This window comes from Lacinutrix cladophorae, from assembly GCF_053604645.1.
The window spans coordinates 1-213 of record NZ_JBSHNR010000061.1 but is presented as its reverse complement, the minus strand read 5'-3'; the positions used below and the strand labels follow the sequence as shown (position 1 = coordinate 213).

Here is a 213-nt window from a genome sequence, read left to right as displayed (position 1 = left end):
TCTGCAGTTACTGGTTCATAACCGTCATCGGTTGTTGCTGTTTCAACTCCTTCTAATACGGTTACTGTTTCTGGATCTGAAGTTCCTGTTGTTAAAGTACCACTTACATCTGCTGGTAATGTAGTCTCATCTACATCTACTTCTGCATCTCCTATTGGAATGTCTGTTGCTGTCCATGATCCATCCGTTCCTGTTGTTACTGTTGTTTCGTCT

The 213-nt window shown here is 41.8% G+C and carries 1 protein-coding gene; it reads right to left on the bottom strand.

The annotated features are described in order from the left end of the window. The coding region (locus ACVC3Y_RS00590; protein WP_452225793.1) for a hypothetical protein at positions 1-213 on the bottom strand (213 nt) is incomplete at both ends.